Annotated in this window: 21 protein-coding genes; 11 read left to right on the forward strand and 10 right to left on the reverse strand. The window is 49.0% G+C overall.

What is annotated here, in order from left to right; genetic code table 11:
* Nucleotides 1-42: 42 nt before the first annotated feature.
* The 3 genes from PRUB_RS15240 to fadI form a co-directional block, all read right to left on the reverse strand.
* Nucleotides 43-1,539, reverse strand: a complete 1,497-nt coding sequence (locus PRUB_RS15240) for a GGDEF domain-containing protein (protein ID WP_010382055.1) — start codon at nucleotides 1,537-1,539, stop codon at nucleotides 43-45.
* Between the two features lie 147 nt (nucleotides 1,540-1,686).
* Entirely contained in the window at nucleotides 1,687-3,786 is a 2,100-nt protein-coding gene (gene fadJ, locus PRUB_RS15245) for a fatty acid oxidation complex subunit alpha FadJ (RefSeq protein ID WP_010382056.1), read from the reverse strand.
* The gene (gene fadI, locus PRUB_RS15250) at nucleotides 3,786-5,096 is read right to left on the reverse strand and encodes an acetyl-CoA C-acyltransferase FadI (protein ID WP_010382059.1); all 1,311 of its coding nucleotides are present in this window, start codon (nucleotides 5,094-5,096) and stop codon (nucleotides 3,786-3,788) included. Before fadI ends, fadJ begins: the two co-directional genes overlap by 1 nt.
* Nucleotides 5,097-5,412: 316 nt before the next feature.
* Between fadI and PRUB_RS15255 the strand changes: the two genes are divergently transcribed.
* The 9 genes from PRUB_RS15255 to PRUB_RS15295 all read left to right on the forward strand — a co-directional run bounded on the left by PRUB_RS15255 (nucleotide 5,413) and on the right by PRUB_RS15295 (nucleotide 14,777).
* On the forward strand, nucleotides 5,413-6,369 hold the full coding sequence (locus PRUB_RS15255; protein ID WP_010382063.1) for an AAA family ATPase: 957 nt from the start codon (nucleotides 5,413-5,415) through the stop codon (nucleotides 6,367-6,369).
* Nucleotides 6,370-6,381: 12 nt separating this feature from the next.
* Entirely contained in the window at nucleotides 6,382-7,332 is a 951-nt protein-coding gene (locus tag PRUB_RS15260) for a DUF58 domain-containing protein (RefSeq protein WP_422624322.1), read from the forward strand.
* A 6-nt stretch (nucleotides 7,333-7,338) separates the two neighbouring features.
* On the forward strand, nucleotides 7,339-7,767 hold the full coding sequence (locus tag PRUB_RS15265) for a DUF4381 domain-containing protein (protein ID WP_010382068.1): 429 nt from the start codon (nucleotides 7,339-7,341) through the stop codon (nucleotides 7,765-7,767).
* Nucleotides 7,760-8,749, forward strand: coding sequence for a vWA domain-containing protein (locus PRUB_RS15270; RefSeq protein ID WP_010382070.1), 990 nt, complete (start codon nucleotides 7,760-7,762; stop codon nucleotides 8,747-8,749). The genes PRUB_RS15265 and PRUB_RS15270 overlap by 8 nt, the downstream gene beginning before the upstream one ends.
* On the forward strand, nucleotides 8,746-10,668 hold the full coding sequence (locus PRUB_RS15275) for a vWA domain-containing protein (RefSeq protein ID WP_010382073.1): 1,923 nt from the start codon (nucleotides 8,746-8,748) through the stop codon (nucleotides 10,666-10,668). Before PRUB_RS15270 ends, PRUB_RS15275 begins: the two co-directional genes overlap by 4 nt.
* Nucleotides 10,662-12,293 carry a BatD family protein gene (locus PRUB_RS15280; protein WP_010382074.1) on the forward strand — a complete coding sequence of 544 codons (1,632 nt, stop codon included), beginning with the start codon at nucleotides 10,662-10,664 and terminating at the stop codon, nucleotides 12,291-12,293. Before PRUB_RS15275 ends, PRUB_RS15280 begins: the two co-directional genes overlap by 7 nt.
* 51 nt (nucleotides 12,294-12,344) lie before the next feature.
* Nucleotides 12,345-12,860 carry a sigma-70 family RNA polymerase sigma factor gene (locus tag PRUB_RS15285; RefSeq protein ID WP_010382077.1) on the forward strand — a complete coding sequence of 172 codons (516 nt, stop codon included), beginning with the start codon at nucleotides 12,345-12,347 and terminating at the stop codon, nucleotides 12,858-12,860.
* On the forward strand, nucleotides 12,860-13,591 hold the full coding sequence (locus PRUB_RS15290; RefSeq protein WP_010382080.1) for a DUF3379 family protein: 732 nt from the start codon (nucleotides 12,860-12,862) through the stop codon (nucleotides 13,589-13,591). Before PRUB_RS15285 ends, PRUB_RS15290 begins: the two co-directional genes overlap by 1 nt.
* Before the next feature lie 289 nt (nucleotides 13,592-13,880).
* On the forward strand, nucleotides 13,881-14,777 hold the full coding sequence (locus tag PRUB_RS15295; RefSeq protein ID WP_010382082.1) for a Tim44 domain-containing protein: 897 nt from the start codon (nucleotides 13,881-13,883) through the stop codon (nucleotides 14,775-14,777).
* Nucleotides 14,778-14,821: 44 nt separating this feature from the next.
* On the opposite strand, the gene PRUB_RS15300 is transcribed toward PRUB_RS15295, so the two are convergent.
* Nucleotides 14,822-16,351: a LytR/AlgR family response regulator transcription factor gene (locus tag PRUB_RS15300; RefSeq protein ID WP_010382085.1), complete on the reverse strand. Its 1,530-nt coding sequence runs from the start codon at nucleotides 16,349-16,351 to the stop codon at nucleotides 14,822-14,824.
* 146 nt (nucleotides 16,352-16,497) lie between these two features.
* Here PRUB_RS15300 and PRUB_RS15305 point away from each other — a divergent pair, with 146 nt between their 5' ends.
* Nucleotides 16,498-17,997: an alpha/beta hydrolase gene (locus PRUB_RS15305; RefSeq protein WP_040644444.1), complete on the forward strand. Its 1,500-nt coding sequence runs from the start codon at nucleotides 16,498-16,500 to the stop codon at nucleotides 17,995-17,997.
* Nucleotides 17,998-18,109: 112 nt separating this feature from the next.
* Here the strand turns inward: PRUB_RS15305 and PRUB_RS15310 are convergent, their stop codons facing one another.
* Both PRUB_RS15310 and PRUB_RS15315 read right to left on the reverse strand, forming a co-directional pair.
* The gene (locus PRUB_RS15310) at nucleotides 18,110-18,277 is read right to left on the reverse strand and encodes a hypothetical protein (RefSeq protein ID WP_155946189.1); all 168 of its coding nucleotides are present in this window, start codon (nucleotides 18,275-18,277) and stop codon (nucleotides 18,110-18,112) included.
* Nucleotides 18,278-18,386: 109 nt separating this feature from the next.
* Complete coding sequence (locus PRUB_RS15315) at nucleotides 18,387-19,583, reverse strand: helix-turn-helix domain-containing protein (protein ID WP_010382091.1); 1,197 nt, start codon at nucleotides 19,581-19,583, stop codon at nucleotides 18,387-18,389.
* Between the two features lie 124 nt (nucleotides 19,584-19,707).
* Between PRUB_RS15315 and PRUB_RS15320 the strand changes: the two genes are divergently transcribed.
* Entirely contained in the window at nucleotides 19,708-20,412 is a 705-nt protein-coding gene (locus PRUB_RS15320) for a hypothetical protein (RefSeq protein WP_010382094.1), read from the forward strand.
* On the opposite strand, the gene PRUB_RS15325 is transcribed toward PRUB_RS15320, so the two are convergent.
* From PRUB_RS15325 to PRUB_RS15340, 4 genes are all read right to left on the reverse strand, one after another.
* Nucleotides 20,397-21,161, reverse strand: coding sequence for a substrate-binding periplasmic protein (locus PRUB_RS15325; protein WP_010382096.1), 765 nt, complete (start codon nucleotides 21,159-21,161; stop codon nucleotides 20,397-20,399). The two genes, PRUB_RS15320 and PRUB_RS15325, sit on opposite strands and share 16 nt — an antisense overlap.
* 61 nt (nucleotides 21,162-21,222) lie before the next feature.
* Nucleotides 21,223-22,233, reverse strand: a complete 1,011-nt coding sequence (locus PRUB_RS15330; protein WP_010382098.1) for a substrate-binding domain-containing protein — start codon at nucleotides 22,231-22,233, stop codon at nucleotides 21,223-21,225.
* A gap of 154 nt (nucleotides 22,234-22,387) precedes the next feature.
* On the reverse strand, nucleotides 22,388-22,801 hold the full coding sequence (locus PRUB_RS15335) for a hypothetical protein (protein WP_010382100.1): 414 nt from the start codon (nucleotides 22,799-22,801) through the stop codon (nucleotides 22,388-22,390).
* 86 nt (nucleotides 22,802-22,887) lie between these two features.
* Complete coding sequence (locus tag PRUB_RS15340) at nucleotides 22,888-23,097, reverse strand: hypothetical protein (RefSeq protein WP_010382102.1); 210 nt, start codon at nucleotides 23,095-23,097, stop codon at nucleotides 22,888-22,890.
* Nucleotides 23,098-23,109 lie beyond the last annotated feature (12 nt).

Genomic DNA, 23,109 nt, shown 5'->3' on the forward strand with positions numbered 1-23,109 from the left:
ATGGCCGCAGATTGTACGGATTTTTGGGGCTAAAGTAAAAAGTCAGTGCTGAACGGATTCAAATAACACCGCTCTGCTGCGGCCTTGTGCCTTGGCCTGATACAAAGCCTGATCTGCCTCTCCAATCAATTGGGCCAAATCCGATTTTTCGTCCACTTGTGTACGACTGGTCACGCCGATACTTAAACTCAGTTCATACTGGTTTTGTTCGCAATATGCCCGCACCAGACGCTGTGCCATCTGTAAGGCTTCTTGTGCATCGATTTCTGGACAAACCAGCACAAATTCGTCTCCTCCCCAACGACCCAACCCGTCACTGGGGCGCACTGAATGGACCAAAAAACGACTTAACTCGGCCAATGCACGATCGCCAGCCTGATGGCCCAGCGTATCGTTCAGTACCTTAAATTTATCTATGTCGACTATCATGACTGACAAAGAGCGTTGATAGCGACTTGCCCGACTCAGCTCGTCATTCATAACTTGCTCTATCTGACCCCGATTGTAGACCTGAGTTAAAAAATCGACTTCTGCTTTTTTTTGCAGTTGCAACTCATGACGAAGATCACGGATCACCGCCACAAAGTAAGTTTCTTTTCCCAATGCCGTTCGGGCAATGGCAATGTCCAGGGGGATTTCATCACCACACTTATGCACACCGATAATATTAAGCCCATTTTGCCCTTTACGGCGCATTTGTGCCCGACCCGTAAAATTGCGCCGCTCTTTGCTGTGCAAATCACGAAATCGCGCGGGGATCAGATCTTCTACCGACATGCGCAGCAACTCCTGAACGGAGTAGCCAAACAATTCGGTGCACGAATGATTAACCCGGGTGATCTTGCCACTATACTCACAATAAAGCAGTGCATCCGGGATGGCATCAAACAAACACGCCCGCTCCTCAATGGTCCTGAGCTGGCCACGTAACACCACCGCACCTGCACAGGCAAGTATGACAACCAAGGACAACAGCAACCAGGCTTCGACAGAGCCCTTATTGATAACACTGGTCAGGGCCGCCTGATGCTGGCGCTTGGTCTCCTCAATTCTCGCCTCCATACCTAATCGTAGTGACTGAAGCGCGATGTCCAAGCGGCGATGTCGCTGTGATAAGGGGCTTTCAGATAACTGGACAAATGCAGTGTCCAAGGGCTTGTCTTGGGTTGATTGTCGAGACTCATTCAGAATGCGTTGTACTTCATCAAGCGCCTGCCGTTCGGCATCACTCAGGTCCAGCTCAGCAATCATCGTCACTATGTGTAAAGCGACTTCAGCATCCGTATTGATATTGTATGCTCGCTGCTCTGGCAAGTAATCTCTGACCTGGTGCTCGGGGTCCATGTCACTCAGTTGACGCTCCAGTTCATCGAGCAGCTGTGCTTCTCGCAAAATAATGTCGGCCTGTTGCTGCCAGTGCTGTTCAAACCGTGTGATCACATCGCTGGCATCATCACTGATGTACAACATGACCACGTTTGCCAACACCGTCGCGCTAACAAGTGTGGCAATAAAAGTGAAAAAGTACCTGCTGTGCATGCCTTATCCCCGGGCCACTGACGCGCACCATCACCTGCAATTACCATTGCAAGATGAGCAAACAAGGTGACGACAATTATCCCCTTATTTTAGCCGAAAATAAAAAAGCCGCATAAATGCGGCTTTTTTACATGCTCAGACAAGGACTTAACTATAGTAGGCTTCGCCTGCTTCAGCCTTTGCCAAAAGCGGCTCTGCGGGTGTAAACACCGCATTGTCGGTCGCATAGGTAGAGAGCTCAGAACACACCTTGTTCAGACCGCGCTTGTCCATGTAGCTGAATGGTCCGCCCAAAAATGGGGGGAAGCCAATACCAAAAATGGCACCAATGTCACCATCTCGGGCGCTGGCAATAATGCCCTCGTCCAGACAACGAGCGGCCTCATTTAGCATCTGTGCAACGCAGCGGCTGGCAATTTCTTGCTTGTTGAGCCGCGGCGCCGGTGTAATACCCAGCAAGTCGTAGACAGACTCATCCACTTTTTTGCCTTTGCTTTCGTATTTGTAAAAACCTTTTCCGGTTTTACGGCCCAGACGTTTGCTGTCAATCATACGAGCGAATGCATCTGGCGCTTTGAAACGATCACCCAGCTCTTTTTCAAGGATTGGCGCAATTTTTGAACCAATGTCTACGCCCACTTCATCCAACAGTGCCAAAGGCCCAACCGGGAAGCCAAACTCAACCAGGGCCTGATCGATTTTCTCAATCGGCTCACCCGCCAGCAGTAAGTTCGCCGCTTCATTCACATAAGGCGCGAGGATGCGGTTAACGTAAAAGCCCGCTTTGTCTTTTACCACGATGGGCGTCTTACCTTGCTTGCGAGCAAAGTTAACCGTGCGTGCGATGGTCTCTTCTGAGGTCCCCTCGTGCGGGATGATCTCAACCAGTGGCATCTTTTCTACCGGTGAGAAGTAATGCAAACCAATGACATTTTCTGGGCGCGCCGCGTTTTCAGCGATCTGCGCAATCGGCAATGACGAAGTGTTGCTGGCAAAAATAGTTTGCTCTGTACATTCGCGCTCGATGTCTGCCACCATGCTTTGCTTCAGTGCCAGGTCTTCAAATACCGCTTCAATGACGATATCGGTATGACGCATACCGGTGTAATCGGTTGTGCCTGTGATGCGGTTCATCGCCAGCTGTAACTCAGCCTTGGACAAGATACGTTTTTTCTGCTTTTTCGACAGGATCTTATAACTGTAACTCAGGGCATTGCTGATCCCCTGATGTGCCACATCTTTAATTCGTACCGGCACGCCAGCTTTCACTGCGCTGACATGGGCAATACCGCCGCCCATCAGACCGCCACCAAGCACTGCCGCACGATTGATTTTAGGCGCGTCGTCACTTTGCCATTCTTTTTTCATTTCGGTGGTGGCAAAGAAAATGCCACGTAATGACTGAGATACCTCTGTCATGACCAAATCGGCAAAGCCTTCGGCTTCTGTTTTATAGGCTTTCAGTTCGCCCAACTCAACCGATGCACGGACCGCTTTGATGATAGCCAGCGGCGCCGGATAGTGGCCGCCTGTTTTCTTCTCAACATTTTCTTGCGCTTTTTTGAAGATGATGTTGCGACCAAACGGGTTTGATTCCAGCAGCTGACTCAGTTTGTCCAGCTTAGGCTTGCGTGCTTTTGGCTTGCTACCCCGGGCCAGTTTAATGGCCACATCCAGCAAGATGCTGTGTGGTACACTGTCATCCACCAGGCCGGCCTTTTTAGCCTGCTTGGCACGTACTTGCTTACCCGTGAGCATCCACTCCAGCGCTTTTTGAATACCAACCAGTTTCGGTAAACGCTGTGTACCACCACCGCCCGGTAACAGACCCAGCTGCACTTCTGGCAGGCCCAGCTTGGTTTTGTCATCGTCGCTACATACGCGATAATCACATGCCAGTGCAAATTCAAGGCCACCACCGAGAGCCGCACCATGAATGGCAGCGACAGTTGGGAATGGTAGTTTCTGCATTTTGAAAAACGCTTGCTGACACATTTCGGATAAGCGCAGCGCATCTTCGCGCGTTTTTGCCTGATCCAACATCTTGATGTCGGCACCAGCGATGAAGTTATCGTCTTTACCGCTGACAAACACCATGCCAGTCACATCATCATTGCGGCCCTGCTCCAGAATAGTCAACAGCTCATCAGCAAAGCTATCGCGCAGCGTGTTCATCTTCTCGCCCGGCACATCGATGGTGACGATGGCCACGCGGTGGCTGTTTAATTCATAACTAAATACTGACATTACGCACTCTCCAATACAAAGGCTGCACCCAGACCACCAGCCGCACAAGCGGTAGTCAGCGCAAGTCCGCCCCCACGGCGTTTCAGCTCATTCAGGGTTTGTGTGATCAGACGCGCGCCTGTTGCTGCAAACGGGTGTCCATAGGCCAAAGAGCCACCGTTTACGTTGAATTTATCCATATCAATTTCACCCAGTGCTTTACTGCGACCCAGCTTCTCCTGAGCAAATTTATCAGAGGCAAACATCTTCATGTTAGCCAGGGTTTGCGCCGCAAACGCTTCGTGCATTTCAATTAAATCCAGGTCTTGCAGAGTCAGACCAGCGCGCTCCAGAGCCAGTGGCGTGGAGTGAGCCGGACCCATCAACATGTCTTCGTGCACACCGATAGCGGTAAATGCATAGTTGCGTACATAACCCAGAATTTCGTAACCCAGTGCTTTGGCTTTGCTTTCACTCATCATCAGTACCGCAGCCGCACCATCAGTCAGTGGTGTCGCGTTTGCCGCCGTCACAGAGCCGTGCTTACGGTCAAAAACCGGGCGCAATTTCGCATAACCTTCCAATGACGAGTTCGCACGAATGTTGTTGTCTTTATCAATAAAGCCTTTGTACGGTTCAACGTGTGCAGCCATGACTTCATCTTTTAACAAGCCATCATCCCAGGCCTTGGCAGCCAGGGTGTGTGAACGGTGCGCCAGTGCGTCCTGATCAGCACGGCTGATTGCATGAGTTTTGGCCATTTGCTCAGCAGTCTGACCCATAGACAAGCCCGTTGAGTACTCAGCAACCGCAGGAGGTACCGGCATCAGGTCTTTCAGTCTCAGCTTTGAGAATATTTTCAGACGCTGTGACAAAGTACGCGCCTTGTTGAGGTCAACCAGGCTGCCTGCCAGCTTTTTGCTCACACCAATCGGTAATACCGACGATGAATCTGCACCGCCGGCAATGCCCACAGCCGTATGACCTGCAATAATAGATTCCGCAACGTTCGCCACAGCCTGGAAACTGGTGGCACAAGCACGTGAAACAGAATAAGCATCGACTGACACAGGCATGCCTGTACCCAGCACGATTTCACGTGCGATGTTAGGTGCTTCAGGCATTTGCACAACCTGACCAAAGACCAGCTGATCTATCTCTGTTTTATCGATATTCAGACGTTCCAGCATTTCATTGACGACGACCTTACCCAGGTCCAGTGCTGGTACATGGTGATAGGCCGTGGCCTGTTTAGCAAAGGGCGTACGCAAACCAGAAACGATGGCAATGCGATCCCCTTTTGTTGTTTTTAGAATGTTTTGTTCAGACATGAATTTTGCTCTCCCGCTGACAGGTCTGACCTGTTATTGTCGCTTGATTCTAAACAACCGAATCCTTAATGCCAATAGCTAATTAGAAAATCTTGTAATTCAAGCACGACTCACAGGGCCTATCCAATTGCCGCTTTTAAATCTAGTCTGATTTTTGTTCAATTCAAAAAGTCACTGAAAAATAAATGAAGATTTATGAACTTTTACCCAATTCAGTGTCTAATCAAGTTACAAAAAAACGCCCGCAAACCCTTGAGTTTTGCGCCTCAATCCTTATAAATAAGCAAAAAATTTGTCACAACAAGGACAAAGCACCATGGCAGTAAACGCATTTAGTGAACTGAAAAACTACCTCGACTCACAAATTTTAGGTCAGAGCGCACTGACAGAAGCGCTATTGATCGCCCTACTGGCAGATGGCCACTTATTGGTTGAAGGCCCGCCGGGACTGGCTAAAACCCGTGCCGTAAATGCCCTGGCAAAGGGCATTGAAGGAAGCTTTCAGCGCGTTCAGTTTACCCCGGACTTGTTGCCTGCAGATATTACCGGTACCGACATCTACCGCCAGCAAACCAGTGAGTTTGTGTTTGAAAAAGGCCCCCTGTTTCACCACCTGATCCTCGCGGACGAAATTAACCGAGCGCCGGCCAAAGTGCAGTCTGCGCTGCTCGAAGCAATGGCGGAGAGGCAAATTACGGTTGGCAAAACAACCTATCCACTGCCCGAGCTTTTCATGGTAATGGCAACACAAAACCCGCTTGAACAGGAAGGGACCTACCCGCTACCAGAAGCGCAGCTTGACCGTTTCCTGTTACATCTCAATATTGATTACCCGCAGGCCAGCACTGAGCTGGAGATACTGCGCTTAACTCGTGGCGAAGCACTGTCAGAACAAAGTGTGCAGTTCACCCCTATTTCACAACAAACCTTGTTTGAAGCACGTAAAAAAGTGCTTTCACTGCATCTGGCTGAGCCGCTTGAACAATATCTGGTGCAATTAATCATCGCCACGCGTGAAGCCGCCAAGCTGGACCCGCAGCTGGGCGCCTGGATTGAATATGGTGCCAGCCCGCGAGCGACCATTGCTTTGGATAAATGTGCTCGCGCTCATGCCTGGTTACAAGGACAAGACTTTGTCACGCCGGATGATATTCAGGCTGTCCTGCATAACGTGCTGCGTCACCGTATCATTCTGAGCTATGAAGCACAGGCAGATGGGATCAGCAAAGATCAGGTGATCAGCCGTATTCTGGAACTGGTACCCGTTCCGTAAGTGGTTGCGATTATGAAGCATGCTATGCAATCCGTTGATCACACTAGTTGGCTCACACAAAGCCACAGTAATGGTGTTGAACTGACGCTCAAAGAGCTGTTGTACTATAAAAGTAAGGCGCGCCTGCTGGACCTCAAGCCCAAACGCGCTATTCGCAGCGATCAGGCCGGACAGTACCTGGCCCCGCATAAAGGCCGGGGAATGGAGTTTGCAGAAGTACGTCAGTATCAGTACGGGGATGATATCCGTGCCATAGACTGGCGTGTGACTGCGCGCACCGGAGAAGCGCATACCAAGCTCTATCAGGAAGAAAAGGAACGTCCGGTGTTTATTTTTTGCGATCTGTCCAGCCCGTTGCTGTTCGGCAGCCGCTTGTTGCTTAAGTCTGTGCAGGCTGCCCACCTGAGTGCCCTGGTTGCCTGGTCTGCGTGCGCCCGTGGTGATCGACTCGGTGGCGTCGTGTTCAGCGAACACGGTCACCATGAACTTAAACCCACCGCACGTGACAAAGGAGTGCTGGCATTTTGTCACCAACTGTGTGACATCCATGCACAAAGCCTTGCTCAGCGCGGTGACAATCAGGCCCCAAGCTTTGACAATAATCTGAAACGTTTGTCACACCTGGCCAAGCCCGGCAGTCTTATCTATTTGGTCTCAGATTTTAGCCAGCTCAATGAAGCCAGTTTTAAGCAGCTTGAGCACCTTAGCCGGCATTGTGAACTGATTGGCTGCCAGATCAGCGATCCGTTTGAACACACCTTACCGGCTTATAAAGATGCGGTAGAAGTCAGCTCCGCGTCTGGCAGCTGGACTTTACCGTTAGCGGATAAGCAATTCAGAACCCAGTTTGCCGAGCAGGCCGAGCAAGCTTTTCAGAACAGACTGGCACGCTTACAGCGTGCCGGAATGACCATGCAAACATTTTGTGCCTCAGCGCCAATTGAAACCCAGATCTCCAGGTAAATGATGATGCAGAACCCCTTAGACGCGCTTCATGATGTGATCCCACCCGAGCAGGTTGACTGGTGGCCGCTTACCCCTGCCAGCTGGGCGGTGATCATTGCAGTCATTTTGATAGTAAGCGTTAGTGTCTGGCTGGCTGTTAAAAAATGGCAGCATAATGCAGCCAAACGCGAAGCCATTCAGCTGAGTGAACAACATGCCCAGGATGCACTGGCATTACACGGCATACTCAAACGTCTAGCCCGACACTATTATGGTAATGAGCACGCAGCTCAACCTACAGCACAGTGGCTGAAGTTACTAAACAAACTCACAGGCCAGCAATTTAATCAGCAGGACCTCAATTCTTTATACAGCAGCAACCCGACGCTGGCGTGCACTAAGCTGATGTCGGCAATTAAAACCTTCAAAACGAAGGAGGCCGTCAATGTTTGAACTTGACTGGCCACTGGCGCTGCTATTGCTTCCCCTGCCTTGGCTGATTGCGCGCTTCAAGCCAACCACTGCGCAAACTCAGATCCGCTTACGGATGCCCGGCTATCAGCAACAAAGCGGCTCCGGGCAAAATATGGCTCGCCCGAAACGCAGCGTTAATGTGTTAGAGACATTGATCTGGTTATGCCTGGTTGTGGCACTAAGTGGCCCCAGCTGGCTTGATGACCCCATTACCTTGCCCAACGAAGGGCGCGATATTATGTTGGCCGTTGACTTGTCTGGCTCGATGACCGAGCAAGATATGGCTTACCAGGGCAAATATGTCGACCGTCTGTCGGTGGTCAAAGCGGTTTTGTCTGACTTCATCGTTGAGCGTCAGGGGGACCGACTGGGCCTGATCTTATTTGGCGATACCGCCTTTTTGCAAACCCCGCTGACCCGGGATTTACAAACCGTCAGCCAGATGTTACTCGAAGCACAGATTGGTCTGGTTGGCCGCGCAACCGCCATTGGTGACGCCATCGGGTTATCGGTTAAGCGCTTTAACCAAAAAGAGCAAAGCAGCCGTATTTTAATCCTGCTTACCGATGGCCAGAATACTGCCGGTAACCTGAAACCGGAAGAAGCGCTGATCCTCGCCCGCGAAGAGGGTATTAAAATCTATACCGTTGGCGTCGGTTCGGATGGCCAGGGTGGGTTTAGTTTGTTTGGCATGGGCGGTATGACTGGCAGCAGCATAGATGAGAATACCCTCAAGCACATCGCCTCTGAAACCGGTGGCGCGTATTTCCGGGCCAAAGACGTGAAAGGGCTACAGCAGATTTATGCGGAGCTCGATAAGCTTGAGCCGATAGCCGATGAAAACCAAACCTTCAGGCCCAGACTGTCGCTCTTTTATGTCCCCTTACTGATAGCGCTGGCGTTATGGAGCCTGACGTTACTCAGTAAAGCCATCAGACAATTGCGAGTGAAGCCACTATGACCGAGTTTATTTTTATTCGCCCCGCTTTGTTGTGGTTGCTCCTTCCCTGGCTACTGCTAACAGGCATACAGTGGATTAAACGTCATCGTAGTAACGACGGCCAACTGATCGCCCCACACCTTGCACAGTTTGTATTGGAAGATGGCCCCCGAAAGCAAGGCAGTAGTACACCCTGGCTGGTCAGTCTGTTGCTGTTACTCAGTATTTTGGCCGCAGCAGGACCCAGCTTTGAAAAGCACACGGTACCCGTTTTTAAAAGCAAACAAGCCCGGGTACTGGTCATGGATATGTCGTACTCAATGTATGCCACAGATATTCAGCCTAACAGACTGACCCAGGCCCGCTTCAAAACCCTGGATATGATTGGTCAATTTACCGAAGGTGATACGGCACTGGTTGCCTATGCAGGAGATGCCTTTGTGGTGTCACCATTAACGGATGATATTAAAACACTAGAAAATCTGGTGCCCAGCCTGAGTCCTGAAATTATGCCCAGCAAAGGCGCTAACGTGCTGGCAGGCCTGGATCAGGCCAAGATCTTACTCGATCAGGCCGGTTACGCAGAAGGTGAAATTATCCTGATCAGCGATGAGGTAGAGCAAGACGAACTGGCAGATATCTCAGATTTATTTAACGGCACAAATTATACTCTCCACGTGTATGGTATCGGCACATTAGAAGGTGCACCAATCGGCTTGCCCGAGGGGGGCTTTTTGAAAGACCGCTATGGACAAATTGTAGTTCCTAAACTCTACCCTGAGCGTCTGTCAGCCCTCGCCTCGCGCCAGGGAGGCCGCTATGCCACTTACACGCACAGCGACAGCGACATCAAAACATTCGCCCCTAATAAAGTGACAGACTTAGACAGCAATGAGCAACCTGGTGAGGCTCTTTGGCATCTGGATGCTGGTAAATACCTGCTATTTATCATAGTGCCGCTGGCGCTGTGGTTAATGCGCTCTCAGCCACTTACGCTGGCAATTTTAGTCGTGGCACTGATACAGCCGCAAGTCGGATATAGTGCAGACTGGAGTAACTGGTTTAAAAATCAGGACCAACAGGCACTGGAGTCATACCAACAAGGTGACTTCGAACAAGCCCAGAGTGCTCAGGATCCCGCTTTAAAAGGGACCGCTTTATACAAGGCCGGTGAGTACGAGCAGGCAGCGGAACAACTTAAACACGCTACTTCGGCCATTGGCCAGTACAACTATGGCAATGCGCTGGCTAAATCAGGACAACTGGACGAGGCCATTGCGGCCTATGAACAGGCTTTGCAACTGGACCCTGACTTCACACAAGCACAGGACAATAAGCAGCTTGTTGAAGATCTAAAAGCCCAGCAACAAGAGTCACAACAGCAAAATGGCGATCAGTCTGACAACCAGGAACAATCTGGCGATCAACAAGATCAGCAACAACAGCAGGATGACCAGCAGCAAGGTAATGATCAACAAAGCGACCAGCAGCAGGAAAGCGGGCAGCAACAACAAGGTGGTGAACAGCAACAAAGTAACCAGCAAGGCGAGCAGCAAAATGGCGAGCAATCTGACAGTGACGCGCAAGAGCAGCAAAGTTCGGACTCAGATAGCGCTGAACAATCAAACAATGACAATGCGCCTGAACTGGCGCAATCTGCTGCACAAAATGAGCAACAGGAACAGACTGAGCGGGCCGCTCAGTCTGTACAACAAGCTCAGCAACAGGCTGCTGAGGGTGAGGAGCAGTCGGAGCACGCACAGCAACTGATGCAAAGTCGCCCACTGACACCACAAGAGAAAGAAAAAGCGCAGCAACTCGACCAGTTACTACGTAAAGTGCCGGACGATCCGGCCATCTTGCTGCGCAACAAAATGTTATTAGAATCACAACAACGGGTGCGCCAGCGTCACCCGCGAGGAGTCGAAAAATCATGGTAACGCGATTACTGGGATCCGTGATCTTACTTATTACAATGATGCCTGTCTGGGCCGTAGATCAACTCAGCGCCAGTGTGGACAAAAATCCAGTGCTGGTCGGTGAATACTTTACATTGACCATAGAAGCCAACGGTAAGGTGTCGGGTCAGATCCCTGACACCAGCGGGCTAAGTAGCCAGTTTGTCACCAGCCCAATCAGCACCAGCTCCAGAACCAGCATCATCAATGGCAGCATGAGCAGCACGACCAGTTGGCAAATGCAGCTGTTGTCGCGCAAAGCAGGCGAATTTACCATTCCCAGCTTTGAGGTAGCAGGCCAACAGTCCCGCCCTATCAAACTCAAAGTGCTTGCCCGCGAACAAGATGGCGAAGCGCAACAAAACCTCTTTATTAAAACGACCCTCAAGCCAGACACATTACATGTGCAGCAAGCTGCGCTGTACACAGTGAAGCTCTATATAGGTCAGGATCTGCTTGATGGTCAGCTCAGTGCGCCACAAATGCAAGAGGCACAAATTGCCCAGCTGGGCAAACAAAGTGAAGACTACGAAATCGTCAATGGTCGCCGTTATATGGTGGTGACTCGCGAGTATCTGATCCAACCGCAAAAAAGCGGTACCTTTACACTTGAGCCACCCATCTTTAATGGTCAAATACGCGAAGGCTACCGTCGCCTGGCTGTATCGGCGATGGGTGACAGCATTGAGGTTGAGGTCAAGCCAATCCCCGACACCTACTCAGGCACCTGGCTACCCAGCGAACTGGTCAACCTCAGCGAAGAATGGCAGCCAAGCGACCAGGCCGTCATGGTCGGCACACCAATCACACGTACTCTGACACTCACAGCACTCGGTGTAACTAAAGAACAACTGCCTGACATAGAGGTGCCTGATGTAGATGGTTTCAGAACTTATCCAGATGAGACTGATCGCAAACAGATGACCCGTGATGGTCGGGTGATCTCTCAATTGATCGCCTCCTACGCCCTACTCCCTCAAACGCCGGGGACGTACACTCTGCCAGAGATCAAAGTGCCCTGGTTTAATACCGTCATTAACAAAGTGCAATATGCAACCTTGCCATCTCGCACAATTGAGGTGAAGGCCGATCCAAACCAGGTATCCGTTGTACCAGCCCCCGTTATTGAAGCCCCCAGGCAAGCAGATACCGACTTCGAGCCGCAGATTGTCGTCCAGAATGCAGAAAAAACCTGGCTTGACTGGGCATTGCTTGCGTCAGGCTATCTATTGTGGCTCGTCACCTTAGTGATGTGGTTTCTGACTCGCCAGTCAAAGCCAGCCAAGGTGAAGGCACTCGAACAGACACAAGTAACGTCGGACGAAACCCAAGCACTGCAGCAGATCAAACGTGCCGTCAAAGCCGCTGATTTAGCCGCCTGCTACCAGGGGCTAAAAGCCCTTGCCCATGCTCAAGGCCATGTGCAACTTCATACCTGGCGTCACCAACTTAGCCAAGAGTTGCAAAACGAAATTGCAAAGTTGCAAGGCGCGCTCTATAGTGCCAAGCAGGAGAATGTTGATCTGGTGTTGCTGTATCGCCTGTTAGCGGCACAACATAAGCAGGTTAAAAGCTCTAAAAAACAGCATCTTGAACCGTTGTATTAATTTTTCTTCGGTTTGATGAAATAACTTTGCTAGAGACAAGGTCTTATTAGCATGACCACAAAACAAAAACGTTACGAAAGTCTGGTCCAGGTCTACAACAAGGAGCTTTATCGCTTTGCTTATTGGTTGTGCCAGGACCCGACCATTGCTGAGGATTTGGTTCAGGAAACCTTTTTGCGCGCCTGGCGTTCACTTGACGCTTTGCAGGACGACAGCGCCGCCAAGTCCTGGTTATTAACCATATTGCGGCGTGAGAATGCGCGCCGCTTTGAACGCAAACAATTTGATTATGCCGATGTTGAGCAGGATACCCTGATTGATACCAGCAGTGCGTCACCCGACTCACAGACTGAGCAAATGATGATCCAAAAACAGATCAGCTTATTGTCATCTGAGTACCGTGAACCACTGTTATTGCAAGTCGTGATGGGTTGCTCCGGCGAAGAAATCGCACAGATCCTGGAACTCAACAAGAATACTGTGATGACCAGGCTTTACCGTGCCAGAAACCAATTGAAAGAGGCTTTAACACAAGTGACCGAAACAGCAAAAGGGGCATCAAACTGATGGATGAACTCGAATTTCGCCGCCGCTTGTTTGCCGATCCCAATGATAAGGATGTAGTTGCTCAGGCAGACACCGATCCGGCCAAACAGCGTCTCGTCAAAGAGATGCAAGATTTTGATGCGACACTGCATAGTGCGTTAGATATTTCTGTGCCCGATGATTTAGCACAGAAAATCCTGGCGAAACAGCAAGCAGATGCAGATACCTCGATGCAGCAGACCACCGAAGTCAAACAACTCGCCTGGTACCGACGCTTCAAAGCGCCGCTTGCCACGGCAGCTTCGGCTTTACTTGCGGTATCCTTATACTTCGCTACGTCAGTCCATGCACCATTACATGCTGGCGAACATGCCTTACAGCACGTGTATTACGAAGCCGAAGCGCTCGCATTAACACGCGAGGTGCAACTTCAGGAAGTCAACGAGAAACTGGCGATGTTTGGTGGCAAGCTTGAAGCTATGCCTGGCAAAGTGACCTACGCGACATTTTGTAATTTTAAAGGACAACGCAGCTTACACCTGATCTTCCAGTCAGATCATGGGCCGGTCACTGTTTTTATCGTGCCAACCGATAGTGATGATGCCGAGAGCAAAAATGAACGTTTTGCTGATGAGCGCTTCAGCGGCAGTATCAAACCCGGAGATCGCGCTGACACCATTTTAGTAGCAAATCTCGATACCCCACTGGAGCAGTATCAAACCGCCGTGACTGAATCACTGCGTTGGTTGTAAGCGCCACTTGCAGATTAATACCTCAGCCCCAGACAGGTTATGGGTGCTGAGGTTTGATCATTTCCCCAAGTTTGAGAACAAATAGCTGATAATAAGCACAGTTATAACAGATATTTTCGAGCAATTAGCAAGAATATTTCGACGCTAATCAAAAACCATAAAAAGCCATTATATTTCAAAATCTTACGCATAAATCTAGCCATATTGCTGGAGTAGGCGCTTGAAATCGCTTCGCTTCACCGCATTGATTAACTACAATGCGTTCAGAACTAAAACTCAGAGGAACACCATGAAACAATTTGTTGTTTTAATGACACTCATTGCCGTTCTGGTATCTACCAGCTTCAGTGCAGAAGCACGGAAAAAATTCGGCAGCAAGAAAAGCGCGGGTAAAACCCACGCAACCAGCACCACAGCACAAAAAAAACAAGTCGATACTAAGACTCTGGCACCTAATACCGCTAAACCTAAGTCCAATAAAAAGGGCATCATGGCAGGCGTACTGGGTGGCTTACTTGCCGGCGGCCTGATCGCGGCCATGATGGGCGATGACTTTGAAGGCTTCCAGTTTATGGAAATGATCTTGTTTGCCATCCTGGCTTTTGTGTTGTTCAAGGTGATCAAATCCTTTATGACCAAACGCCAACAACCCCATATGGCAGGTATGCCGCAAGGTGGTAACTTTGGTGGTGGCAACTTTGGCCAAAACAATGGTGGGCAACCGCAAAGCCAGCAACCACAATTTCGCCAGCAACCACAATCGGCCCCAGTGAGCGGTGGATTTGGTCAACAGCAGGAACAGGTCCCCTTTAACCTGCCTGCAGATTTTGATGTAAATGGCTTCTTGCAAGGCGCCCGTGACCACTATCACACAGTTCAGAATGCCTGGAACCAGAGTGACTTTGCGACCCTGGCCGAGTACCTGAGCCCGGAGCTGGTTGAAGAGTTTAAACAGGACCGTGTAAAACACGGTGAGGTAGCAACCGAAGTGATGTTTGTTGATGCTCAGCTGGTACGTGCAGAAACCACACCGGTCGCCTGGGAAGTCAGTGTCATGTTCAAAGGTAAATATCGTGACCTTGGCGATAAGCAGGAAGAGCCAATTCACGAAGTTTGGCACCTGGAAAGAAAGACACAAGGCGATGCGCCTTGGGTTATCGTCGGCGTAGAAGATTTAATCGACTAATTCGACATCTGTGCTACCAGCACCGCCTGGTAGCACACTTTATTTCACTCAATAGATCCCCTCACCTGACCTAGCAAACGCCGACTGACGGGCACGCGATTACCATCACTGAGATAAAGAAACGCATATCCAGATTCCGTTTTATCCTTATTTAGCGTAATTCGCCTGACCTTATCTAAATCAACCAGGTAAGATCTGTGGACCTGCATGAATGTGCCAGGTAGTTTATCAATCAGGCTTTTCAGTGTTCCCGAATACAGGCGCTCACCGCCTCCATCCAGATGTAACTCAACATAATCGCCCGCAGCGCGGCACCACAATATCTGTCCGACATCAATTCGCTCAGTTGCACTACCAAAAGTCAGCGTGAGATACTGCTGCCTGCCCGTTTTATTCAGTTGGGCAAGTTTCACCTGCAACTTGGCAATGGCCTGTTGATCCGCCATGGTTTGTATCTGAAGTTCGCCCAGTTGGCGAATATGCATCCCCAATAGTACGCCCAGCAATAGGGTTACCATAACGTAGAAAAGCAGACTGTGGAACGATTGCAAGCTCAGCATTGCTGCCATAACAAAAACACACAATGCTGCAGCAAATAATAAAGCTTTGCCGGTACGATGCCGATAATAGTACCAGCACACAACCCCCACCCCGGCAAGCGCAGGAATCGTCACGGCCAGCGTCGTTTTTAAGTCAAACCCGGGACTAAAAAATACCAATATAAAGGTGAGACCCATACCCGCAGCCAGAACGCTCAGCTTTGCTTTGATATCGAACTGACACAGACGCAGTAAATATACCAGTAGCCCAAAGCCAAAGGTCATGGCACAAACTAAGATCAGTACTAGTCTGACGTCATGCAAAGGATACAGGTAACTGGACCAGCCACGCAGTTGTTCAACGGCTAGCTGAACAACTGCGATACCAATTAACCAAATCAAGCCGGAAGGGATCTTTGCCCGCAAAGGGCTTAACCTTAGTATCAGCAAATACAGCCCTCCAAGTAACAGGATACATAGCACACTGAGTTGCATATACGGCTCAATGCCAAAGTAATCAGTGCTGTTTTGATACTTGCCCAGCGCCGCCAAATGTAAAGGGGAAGATAGGCGCAAGATACTCTGGTGGGAAGACAAATGTATCACTACCCGGTTTTCACCTGCTCTGATTAAGTCAGGGGGCACATAAAAGCGGGTGTCCATGCGCCCGGCAAGCTCATGTTTGCCATCCAGCGAAACACGACCATTAGTGCCCAGCAGCCTGCCATTGAGATAAACCTTGCTGGAGGCTTTCGCAAACAAGTAAAATGCAAGTGGTTCAGCGCCTTCTTGCCAGCGTTCAGGCAAATGCAGCGAAGCTTCTATCCAGATAGCCCGTCTCTGTGGATCAGCACTAAAAAACGACTGTGTTATGCACGCATCATCTTCAAAATTTGGTATTACTTCACCACCCGGACAGACACGTATCTGTTGATAATTTATGTGTGCCCAGTCTAGTGCTAGCGAATTAGCTGACACTAATAATAGCAGCGTACAAAATATGACTTGTAAATGCCGGTTATCACAATACTGCACACTTCCCCCACCTCGACCTTTGACCGGTTGAATTCAACCGTTTGTCGATATTACTATTAAAATCAATACATTTGATAGAATATCGCATGATAATTCGAATGGAACAAGGTTAACTGGAGGCACAATTAGCAAACAAGAATATCACTATGAAAGACTTCAGATACACGCACTTTCGCAGTTACATCATACGCGTACTACTATTCCTTAGCACAATAGTGACCTCAGGTACTTTCGCTCAGGAGCTGCCCCCTCTGATGTATGACAACGAACAGGCTATTACTTTCAAAACCCAGGACAACCAACAAGTGGCAGCCTTTGCAGGATTTATCACCGTTGCGGAAAACCGCAACCAGGCTGACAGCCGGGATATTCGCATTCATTATGTACGTTTTCCTGCCACCACTAAAACACCAGGCAGCCCTATCATCTACCTGGCCGGAGGACCTGGCGGCTCTGGCATAAAAACGGCTGAATATGCCAACTTTCGCTTTCCTTTGTTTATGGCTCTGCGTGAATTTGGAGATGTGATTGCACTGGATCAGCGTGGTACCGGTAAATCCGATGAATTACCAGCATGCCAGTCAAGCATTTCCACTCCTTTAGCTAAACGACAAACAGATCAGGAAGTGGCGCACTTGTACCAACGCGCTGCGCTTGAGTGTGCCGCGTTCTGGCAAAATCAAGGAATAGACATGAAGGGGTATACGACAGAGCAAAGTGCCAAAGATCTGAATGACCTCAGACGTCACCTAAAAGCGGACAAACTGACTTTGTGGGGGATCAGTTATGGTACTCATCTGGCGTTGGCTGCAACCAAAACCATGCCCAACAATCTGGATAAGCTGATACTAGCCAGTGTCGAGGGGCTCGGTCAGACAGTTAAACTCCCAGCTCAGACGGACGCTTACTTTGCCCGCGTACAGAATGCGATTAACACGCAATCAAAAGCCAAAGCGCTCTACCCTGATGTTGCCGGGCTGATCAGAAGAGTCCATAAGCGCCTTGAAACAGCGCCAATAACCTTACATATCTCTGACGATACAGGAAAGAACACAGGTTTTCTGTTTCAACGCTGGCATATGCAGCGTCTGGCATCTGGGATGATAGCCGATCCACATCGAGGCCTGAAACGCCTGTTGGCACTTTACCGGGCTTTGGATATGGGGGTCATTGAGCCACTGCAGCACATCGCAAACAGAGGTTATTTTCGCGAAGCACAAATTAGCTTCAGACTGATGCCATTGGCCATGGACATTGCATCGGGGATTACACAGCAACGGCTGGAACAAGTGAATCGCCAAAGCGGTTCAGCTTTGCTTGGCCCGTATCTAAACTTTCCAATGCCACAACTTCAGGGCGTGATCGACAGACTTGACTTAGGTGATGAGTTTAGAACCCCGCCAGTATCTGATGTACCAACATTAGTGCTTTCAGGTTCTCTAGATGGGCGCACGTACCCGCAGAGCCAGCGAGAGGCTGTCAAAAACTTTAGTCGCGTTACACAGGTAATAATAGAAAATGCAGGTCACAATCTGTTTATGCGCTCACCAGAGGTCACACAAACCATCCGCAGGTTTCTGGCCGATGAGCCTGTGAATAAACAAAAGATTGTCGTGCCGCTACCGGATTTACTGATTAAACGCTAAACCATTGGTTTACATTTTAAAGGCCATTTTAATCTGCGGTTTAATGCAGCTGCTTTAATAAGCCAGCACCTCAGCGTCGCAATAAGACGCTGAGGCTAGCAATTGCCGGTTATCAATCCCGACACGCACCGCCTGTGCAACCCCAGTTAGGTTCACTGGCAACACACTGTCTGTAGTTAGTAATTTCAATATGCTTACCACCTGCCACCTGAGGTGTTTGATTAGCAGATAAACGGTTATTGCCAGAAAGGTTTTTCAGCTTATTTATTTTCACTTTCATTTTTTGTTTCCTTGTTTATTTAATCGCCACATTTACGTTAGCCCTTGAACCCTAGAAACACAACAAATTAAATCAACCAAAATGCAACAAAATTTATACACTGAAATATCTACCTGCTGGCACGTACCGTTTTTTTATATTCACCCGGTGTCATTCCTGTATGTGCTTTAAATGCCTTATAAAAAGACGAGCGCGCGTTAAAGCCGACCGCCATAGCAATGTCCAGTACAGTCTTATCATCAGCCAGCAGCAGCTTAATCGCTGCGTCAATCCGTGCCTTATTGATATAATCAAAAAACGATTGTCCCACGGTCTGATTCAGGGTTTGAGACACATAATTGGCTGATACTCCGATAGACTCAGCCAGTCTGTATAGAGTCAGATCGGGATCCAGGTAAAGTTGCTCAGCCACCACCGCGCGATGGATCTTCTGTGCAATGCGTTTTGACTTCTCGTCGCTCAGCGCTGAGTGCTGGTATTTAACTTCGCTACGCTCCTTAGTCACAACACGATGCTCATCGCCTGTCACATCAAGCTGCTCGGTGAAACCATAGATTTTGTCAAAACCTGGTTTTTGCCGTAATGACCAAAACAGCACAAACCAAATGCTAATAGTGCTCAGGACTGCTATACCCCCTTCACGCAGTAACGTGGGTTGCGCACTTAAATCCTGAAAAAGTGTCAATGCCAGCCAGCACCAGGTAAATAACATCAATATCAGTACCACAACTAACCAGTTCAGTTCACGTTCCTGGGTGTTTGAAAATACCGCTTGCAACTTACGTCTGTAATTCATCACCTTGCGCCAGGCTTTGAGCACATAAAGCAAACTTTGCACCGGCCAAAACAGCATCAAGGCAATGATCAGCCAGACTGTAAAACGTGCATCGGCCGTCAGCTCGACGTCCCCCTCTGCAAAGAAAATGGCAAATAGCGCGGACTCAGGCAATTGTATCAGGCTCGCTGACAGCACACATGAAACGCAGGCTGGGATAAAATGCCACATACTAGCGCGATTAAATTGCCAGGGGACGGGTGATGTTAAAGCTTGAGTGTATAAATAAAAGCAAGGAAACAACAGCAACCAGGCAGGCACGATAGCTGCGATATAGATATATTGGGCTGACGGATAATGTGTAAAGACAAACGGACCCGACAAAATAACAAGCAGCGAAAAAAGAAACAGTACCAGCGCCCGATAGCAATGCCAGCGCCTCGCCCTGTCAATTAACACGGTCAAAGCCAGCCCCACAGCACCGAGTAAAAAGGTGTAGACAAACGCTAATTCAGCCTCAAACAAAATCACTCAACCCCATGAATTAAATACTTATAATTATTATCCATGTCCTAACCTTTAGTATCGGACGACAGTCTTTGACTAGTCAGTATAAAGTGCAACTCAACCACATCGCAATATACAGGATCATAAGATGGAACAGATTACATTCACTATGCTTGCGCACATAATCACAGGGAGTGTTGCCATTGCCGCCGGTGCAACCGCTATCGCCGTAGCAAAAGGAAAGTCACTGCACGCTTCGGCAGGGACATGGTTTGTCTATACCATGCTGATAATGGCTGTCAGCGGTACAATGATCGCAATACTACAGCCTATGATCATCACCGCCATCGCTGGCATCTTTACAACCTACCTGGTTCTGTCGGGGTGGCTGGCCGTCAAATCTGCACCTAATACACAGGGAAGGTTTGACTACACATTTCCCGTGTGCTCCCTGCTGATTGTGATTGCTTGTGTTTACTTCAGCAATCAGGCGGGCACCAGCCAGGCTGAAATAAAACATGGCATCAGTGTCTATGACTACTACTTTTTTGCACTACTCGCCGCACTGTCTTTTATTGGCGACATGCGCCTGGTGTATGCGCAAGGGCTTGCCTCCACACCGCGATTGATGCGTCATTTATGGAGAATGTGCTTTGCCTTGTTTATATCGGTCGGCTCATTTGTGTCACAAGGTGCCGCCAAGATGCTACCACAGTCTTTTGTCGACTCAGGTATGTTAGAGCTACCGGGCCTGCTCATCTTACTTGTGATTGTTTACTGGCGCTTAAAGCTCAGCTTTGGCAATAAGATACGCCATTGGCGCGCCAATCGCGCTGCTCAATCTTCCTCGTGAAGCATATGCTGTTGGCATAGTGCAGTCGCCGTTGTGCTTTGCCGACAGTGCTGCGTGATAACCTGGTTCTCTGCTTTTCTTATTAACTCTGCCAGTTCACCGCTTTGCTTCATGCCACGCAATACGGCATCCACTTCTTCGACCCAATGTTGCTGATCTTTATGAATATAGTGATAGAGCGCGAGTTCACGAAAGCTGCGCTGATGGGGTATGACATTTTCAATCCCCGCCTGTGCCAGCATCACCAAACCATCAATGCGATTGGTCAGCGCAACGTCAGCCAACCCCTTGGATACCAGATTAAGCGCCTGGATTGTGGTATCAGTGTCCTCGACTCGGGGCATCCCGTCAGTGATATTGTTGGTGTGTTTTACACCACGCACTTTGGCAATTCGGTACCGGCTTAAGTCTTGTTCACTTTGGATGTTAACTTTGCCATCATTGCGAATAAATGCCATTGTCTCTAACGTATAATACGGCGTAGGAACGCGAACGGTGTGAGGGTTTTCGTTACCGTAGCTAAAAATGCGCATGATTTCACCATGTCTTTTTCCGCTGCGTACCAGCTGCTGTGCACGCTTCCCCGGATAAGGTGTAATGACAATTGACACATTCAGCTTTTGATAGATTTCAGGTAAAACCAGACGGCCCACTTCCTGCTCAATCAGGTAATTAATTGACACAAATTGCAAGGGCCCGGCGAACGCGTTGTTGCATAACAACAGCAACAATAACAAGGACTTCTTCATCTACCTACCGAGCATTTAAGATTATGTTTATTAAATTATTTTAGTATCACTAAGGTAAATATCAATGGTTGGTTGTACAAGTATCCGAATTTCCTTTATTGCAATAATGAAAATCCAAAAAATAGTGGGATTGAGCAGGTGCAGTGCCTCGCGTAATAAATTGATGCAGAAGCTCAGCACCAAGACGCCCCATTTCAAAGGGCTTCTGCCCGATATTGGTCACTGACAACCCTCTTTGCAGCGCCTTGAGCTGGCTGTTTTCAGTATCAGCGGAAATGATCACCCGCTTCTTATCAGCAATAAGGGATTTGAACTGTGCCATGCGAGTGATGTAATCAGGATTAAACTGCGCAAACCCGGCAACAGCAAGAAAAATGGGGGGATCAGGGTATTTCATCATAGTAACGAGCTGATCCAATGCATCAGCCCGTCTGCCAAATGTAAACAACGGACAGCGATAATGTTCAACCCACCCATTTTCACCTGACAGTCTCTTCGTGCTTTGACCGGACAACGCATAGCGAACACCCGCAATACGTTGGTTCAGGTTTGGGGTCGTCTGGTGCCCTGATTGCAGGCATATGTACTGCTGTAGTTCGACTTTAAAACGCTTAGCCTCTTCACCCAGCGCTTTACCGAAGTCAAAATTATTGGTGCCGACATACGCGAGCCGGTAGGCTTCGTGCTCTGAAAGCAGATCGGAGTCAAAAGTAATAACCGGGACGGCATGTTTTGCTGCCAATTTGAGCGCGCCATCAACTAGAAACTGAGAATCCGTGGTGGAGATAAGTAATCCGTCAATGCCCTTTCGGATCAACTCTTTGACAATCAATACCTGTGTTCTGACGTCCTGATAGTCATCCGCACCATCATAAATGCAATGCACATTTGGATAGTCCCGGGCAAAGCGCTGACAACCTTTGTGAGATTGCTGATAAAAGCTGTCGTTTTTGGTCTTGCCCACAACCGCGATATTGATTGGCTTCTGTGCTTCGGTGGCACCAAAAGACTGCCCCTGCCAGCACAGTAGGATAACCAATAGAAGTGAAAAATGAGCAACCCGGGTGAGCATGCAAATGCCTGGTACAATATCTAACGACTTGTTAATAGTGTAACCAAATCGCTCTAAAAAACAACAACCTTTGGACTCCAGCCAGAGCCAGAGCGGGTGATAAATCAGAGTAAGAACCGAGTATCAAAGGCCCGCTTTTATCTCAGGCATAGGGTTACTTACAGCTGAATGCCAAAGTGATTTGATACGGTTCGCCCATTGAATCTTCTGCAATACCACCGCCAATGCTCATGGCTGCGCCCACATCATCTACGGCATTTTCACCCAAAATCCACATCGCCGTACCAGCTGCTTCAACCGCCGTTGCGATATTACGCTTTTGCAGATATTCCTGCTCGGGCATTGACCCCATATAGGTAATATCTTCATTTTGAATATAGGCGTGACCACGTTCTTGTTCATCGCAATAATGGTTTGCCTGTTCCAGTGCTTCCTTGCCTGCCGCCTCTCTGGTTTCTGCTGTCAAGTTCACATAGTGCTTGCCATCTGCTGACGGACGGACGTTGTTGTGATGCGCGCAGCCACTTGCGAATACGGCGACCAAAGAGAATGCTATCCAGTTTTTCATAATATTTACCCTGACTGTGTTTATTTTATTCGGGTAAAGTGTATAAAGTCTTTGCGTACCTTTCAGTGAGAGAGTGTTTGAAAGTGTTAAGCCTGAACAATACCCTGACCATCAGCAAGCACCTGACATGACTGGCCTGACTTGAATCGTTCAAGCAAAATCGGATCATACAGCAAGGTATCGCTCCTGGGTTGCCCATCGTATTGATACGTCACCAACATATGCGCCTGATGGCAAACCAGCGGATTAAGCAAGCGTTTATCATTCACAACCACCAGCCCAATGATTGGACACATACGACAACGTTG

Origin of the sequence: Pseudoalteromonas rubra (assembly GCF_000238295.3) — a bacterium.
Classification (GTDB): Bacteria; Pseudomonadota; Gammaproteobacteria; order Enterobacterales; family Alteromonadaceae; genus Pseudoalteromonas; species Pseudoalteromonas rubra.